At 72.2% G+C, this 3,846-nt stretch carries 3 protein-coding genes; 2 read left to right on the top strand and 1 reads right to left on the bottom strand.

Annotated features, from left to right (window positions below; translation table 11 throughout):
* A partial coding sequence (locus tag AC08OV_RS23875; RefSeq protein WP_476615505.1) for a hypothetical protein occupies positions 1-219 on the top strand: 219 nt, incomplete at its 5' end.
* Positions 220-356: 137 nt separating this feature from the next.
* Here AC08OV_RS23875 and AC08OV_RS23870 read toward each other — a convergent pair.
* Positions 357-2,213 carry a glycosyltransferase family 4 protein gene (locus AC08OV_RS23870; protein WP_476615504.1) on the bottom strand — a complete coding sequence of 619 codons (1,857 nt, stop codon included), beginning with the start codon at positions 2,211-2,213 and terminating at the stop codon, positions 357-359.
* 152 nt (positions 2,214-2,365) lie between these two features.
* Between AC08OV_RS23870 and AC08OV_RS23865 the strand changes: the two genes are divergently transcribed.
* Positions 2,366-3,814 carry a lipopolysaccharide biosynthesis protein gene (locus AC08OV_RS23865; protein WP_476620359.1) on the top strand — a complete coding sequence of 483 codons (1,449 nt, stop codon included), beginning with the start codon at positions 2,366-2,368 and terminating at the stop codon, positions 3,812-3,814.
* The last annotated feature ends 32 nt before the right edge of the window (positions 3,815-3,846 follow it).

The following is a 3,846-nucleotide window of genomic DNA, read 5'->3' as shown; positions in this document are numbered from 1 at the left end:
CTGGAACATGGCGGTAGGAGGTCGCTAGTGATCATCGGAAACAGTCGGCACCCCGGCTGGTACATGCCGGTCACGGTCATCGGATACAGTTTGATCGCCGCATTGATTGTGATAGCGGCTTTTGCTGGAATCCCAGGCATCTGGGTAGTCGTTTCCGCAGCCCTTTTGGGTGGCGCTTTCAGGTTCTTGCTGAGGAGGATTCTGCACGAGGATGGTTGAGCCGTTTGCTGCACCAAGCTGAGATATATATCCATGTGATCAATTCGCGTTACCCTTCGGTCGCCATCCCTCCAGAAAATATGCCGTAAGGTAAACGTTCGGAAATCCTGTGGGAGGGCATGATGGATATCAGTGTCTCATCCGTGAGACAGAGGCCGTCCTGCTGCTCCTTCTAGCTCCGTGGAAAGCATGTTCGAGGCTGCTCGTCGCGCTCCGGCCTTCGCCTGATCGTCCCGGTTGTCGGTCGAGACCGGACCGGGACCCGGATCCGGGGGAGATGCCGCCAGGTCACGGCTGGCCGCGAACAGCAGGTCCTCGCCGGTCGCCGGGCGTAGTCGCAGGTCGGCGAGCGCGCCGGCCCCGACTCCGGCCCGGGTCAGGGCGGTGCGCGCGGCGGCGGGGCCGGCGCCGTAGAGGACCGCGATCATCTCCGGGCCGGTCGGATCCGGCCGGTACACCAGGTCCGTGCGGCGCAACGCCGGGCGGGGGGCGCCGACCGGCAGGGTGAAGCGGGCGTGCGTGAGGTCATCGTCCCGGCGCCGGCGCTCCAGGCCCCGATCCGGTCTCCGACCCCGCTGCGGCGCGCGGCCTTGTTCCCCTGCTTCGGCCCGCTTCGCCGCCGGTCCGGCCAGCCGGTCGATCTCGGCGGTGACCACCCGGGCCAGCAGCTCGGCGCTGGCGTCCCAGGTGAACCCAGCCGCCCAGGCGCGGGCCGCCGCGCGCAGCTCGGCCGCCGCGGGCGGCTCGGCCAGTAGCCGTAGCGCCGCGTCGAGGGTCTTCTCCAGCGGCTCGCCCTCGTCGACCAGCCATCCCGTCGTCCCGTCCCGGACCGCGTCGCGCAGCCCCGGGACCCGGAACGCCACCGCGGGCACCCCGAGGGCGGCGGCCTCCAGCACCGACAGCCCCCAGCCCTCACCATGCGAGGGGTTGACCGTCAGCCAGGCCGAGGAAAGCAACCGGTCGCGGGTGGCGGCATTGGTGTAGCCGTGCCAGCGCACGGCGTCACCGTCCCGGTCGGTCGTGCCTCCCGAGCCCGGAGCCGCCCCCGGGTCGGTGGTGGTCACCGTATCTGGGGTGGTCAGCCCGAGGGCGACCGCGCGGGCGGTCAGGCGTTCGCGGTCCGGGCCGTCGCCGATGATGTGGACGGTGAGCCCGGGATGCGCCCCGACCAGCGCGGGCAGCGCGTCGAGGAGCAGGTGGAGCCGCTTGTGCGGCACGAGCCGGCCGACGCACACGATGGTGGGTGCCGTCGCGGGGCCGCCATCCGAGCCTGCGGGCCCGCCGCCAGCCGGGCCCGTGAACGCGGTGGCCCCGGTGGTCGAGTTAGCCCCGGCGGCCGAGGTGGTCACCCCGTTGGGGACCAGGAAGCGCGGGCCGGGCAGGCCGAGGATGTCACGGGCCTCGGCGCGGGTCGAGGGGGAGACGACCACCACCGGTCGGCGCCGGTAGACCCACCGGCTGCCCGGCGCCTCCAGCAGCTGCCCGACCCGGGCGACCGGCCCGGGGAAGTACAACGGGAACTGTTTCTGATGAACGTGGTGGAGCACCTGCACGACGGGGGTGCTCGCCGGCAGCACCAGGGGGCTGAAGAACGGGATCCCGTTCTGGCAGTCGACGACGGCGTCGACGCGGTGCCCGGCCCGCCCCAGGCTGGCCAGCCGGGCGAGCACCGACGGATAGACGCCGAAGGTGCCGCCCCCGCGGCGTACCTCGACGCCGCCGACGGACTCGGCGACGGGCGGACCCGGGCGTTCACCGTCCGTGGCCCGCGAGGTCAGCAGGGTGACCCGGGCACCGGCCGCGGCGAACCGTTCGGCGATCGACTGGCAGAACAGCTCCGCCCCGCCGGCCTGCGGATGCTCCCGGTCCCGCCAGTTGAGGAACACCACGTGCCGGCCAGCGAGGGTGGGCAGGTACCGGCGCTCCCGGGACCCTCCGCGGTGTGTCGACCCTTCCGGGGGTGTCACGCTGGGGCTTCCCGTCACCGGTGGCATTCCTTCCGTTTCATTCCGCTCGCCAGGGCTTACCATGTTCGTCTGCAACGTTCGCCTGCAACCTACCGATGTCGGAAAATCGTCGGCCACTTACCATGGTCGGTGTTCCGCTGTGGGTGATTCGACGTGTCCCGTTCCCGGTGGGGAGACTGATGGCGAAGCCCTCGCGTGAGGCTGTGACGGGCCTGCTGGCCGGTCCGGCAGCGCTGGCCGTCGCCGGCATGCTCGTCAACGGGTGCAACCTGCTGATGAACCTGATCGTCGCCCGGTCGCTGGACCCGGACTCCTACGGCGCCGTGTCGGTGCAGGTCAGCATTTTCCTGATTCTCTCGGTCGCGGGTAACGCGCTGCTGATCGCCGTGGTGCGGCACGAGACGTCTGGGCCGGGGGGCACCCGGCGCGAGCAGTGGTCCTGGATCCGGCGGCTGCGGGGCGCCTGCGGCGTCGGCATCGTGATCTCCGCGATCGTCGCGGTGGTGCTGTGCCGGCCGGTGGCCGCGCTGATGTCTTATCCGCATCCGCTCGCGATCGCCGAGGCGACCATCGGTGCCGCGCTGTGGACGCTGCTGTGCGTCGAACGCGGCCTGCTGCAGGCCCGGGGGGCCTATCCGCGCCTCGCCGTCAACTTCGTGGTCGAGGGCTTCGTCCGGATCGGCCTGGTGATCGTGCTCGTGCTGGGCGGGCTCGGGGTGAACGGCGCGGGCCTGGGCATCGTGCTCGGCGTCGTCGTCGGCGCCGAGCACGCCCGGTGGGCCGTCACGCGCACCCCGCGGCTGCCGCGCCCGCCCGTGTCCCAGCGCGGGGCAACCGTGTCCCAGCGCGGGGCAACCGTGCTGCCTGACGACGGCACACCGCCGGCCACCGGGCCGATTCCGCTGCCGATCCCGGCGCCGCGCGCCAGCGCCCGGCACAGCGTCATCGCCGACACCACCGTCGCCCTCGGCGCGCTGATCCCCCTTGCCCTGCTGCAGAATATGGACGTCGTCATCGTCGGCTGGCTGGGGTCCTCCGGGGTCGGCGGCTACGCGGCGATCTCGACGGCCTGCAAGGTACCGGTCTTCATCGGGCTGGCGGTCGCGAACTTCCTGCTGCCCGAGGCGGCACGACGGCGCAAGGAGGGACGCCCCGCCGGGGGCACGTTGGTCGTGGCGCTGGTCTTCGTCGTCGCTCCCGGGCTCTTCCTCGCCGGGCTCGGTCTGTTTGCGGCGAAGTGGTTGATCGGACTCGTCTTCGGGGCGCATCTCACCGACGCCGCCTCCGCGCTGTCGGTGCTCGCGCTGAGCATGACCCTGCTGGCCGTCACCCTGATGTTCACCACGTACCTGCTCGGCGCCGGGGTGCGCCGGGTCGTCGGCGTGCTCGCCGTCGCCACCGTGGCGACGGCTGGGGCGCTCGTCTCGGCCGGCGGCGGATCGATGGCCACGGCCACCGCCGCGCTCGCCGCCGAGTCGGTGACCGCGCTCGCGGTCGGCCTGCTCGTGGTCCAGCTGCATCACACCGACCGCCGGGCGGCGCGGGCCGCCGAGACGCACCGGCGGCCGGCGGGGGGCGTGGGACTACCCGACCCCCAGCCCGGCGAGGGGGTCCCGGCCCGGGTGTGAGGAGTTCCTCTGCCCGACGAGTCCCAGCCCAC

The sequence above is a fragment of the Frankia sp. CeTa3Moorea genome, from assembly GCF_978021225.1.
The sequence above is the reverse complement of the archived record's forward strand: the minus strand, read 5'-3'. Positions and strand labels throughout refer to the sequence as shown.